The sequence below is a fragment of the Streptomyces sp. YS-3 genome (assembly GCF_045257485.1).
GTDB lineage: Bacteria > Actinomycetota > Actinomycetes > Streptomycetales > Streptomycetaceae > Streptomyces.
Map to the genome: position 1 here is coordinate 1 of NZ_JBJHPC010001068.1, position 1,062 is coordinate 1,062.

Consider the following 1,062-nt stretch of genomic DNA (forward strand, 5'->3'; position numbering starts at 1 on the left):
GACCCGGATGTGCCGCTGGTCAAGGAGGCGGCCGGGGCCGGGGACTGGGCCGGGGTGCGGGCGTTGCTGGAGTCGCGGCCCGAGGGGGAGGACCGGATCGATCTGCTGTGGGCGGTCGCCGACACCGCCGGGGTGGAGAAGTGGATCGGCAAGGCGGCCGAGGCCGAGCCGCAGTCGGCGCTGCCGTTGCTGGTCGCCGGGTCGCGGCAGATCAGCTGGGCGTGGGAGGCGCGTACCTCCGCGCGGGCGCAGCACGTCTCGCGCGAGCAGTTCGAGGTCTTCCACGACCGGCTGCGTACCGCGGAGAAGATGCTGTACGAGGTGGCCGAGCGGGAGCCGGGCTGGACCTCTCCCTGGTACGGCCTCCTCGTCACCGGGCGCGGTCTTCAGGTCGGCGAGCCGGCCGCGCGGCGGCGGTTCGAGGCCGCCGTGCGCCGCGACCCGTACCACCTCGGCGTCCACCGCCAGCGGTTGCAGCAGGTGTGCCACAAGTGGGGCAGCTCCCACGAGGAGATGCACGCCTTCGCGCGGCGGGCCGCGCTCGCCGCGCCCGAGGGGAGCCTGCTCGGTGAGCTCGTCGCCCTCGCCCACCTGGAGCACTGGCTCGACCTGGAGGACGGGGAGGACACGGCCTACCTGCGGAACCCGGAGGTGCGCACCTCCCTGCGGGACGCCGCCGAACGCTCCGTGCTGCATCCGGACTTCGTTCCCCGGCTGGGGTCGGTGCAGGTCAACAACTCCTTCGCGATGGCGTTCTCGCTGGTCGGGGACACGGCGTCGGCGCGGGCGTGCTTCGAGGCGACCGGGGGGTACGTCACCGAGTCCCCCTGGCACTACCTGAACCATGTCGATCCGACCGTGCCGTACCGCAAGTACCGCGCGGCGGCCGGGGCCTGAGCCCACGGGCGCAGCCCGGCGGCCCGCGGCCCGGTGGCCCGTCGTCCGGTGACCCGTGGCCCGGTGGTCCGTGGTCCGGTGGCCCCGGCTGCCGGCCCCCGGCTGCGGGCGCGACCCGGCGCGGTCGGCCCAGCCTGACCGGGCCCAGCGTGATCGGGCCCAGCG

The 1,062-nt window shown here is 75.2% G+C and carries 1 protein-coding gene; it reads left to right on the forward strand.

From position 1 onward, the window contains the following. Positions 1-897 (forward strand): hypothetical protein (locus ACJA3G_RS37505; RefSeq protein ID WP_406557474.1); only part of this gene is annotated, 897 nt, incomplete at its 5' end. Between the last annotated feature and the right edge of the window lie 165 nt (positions 898-1,062).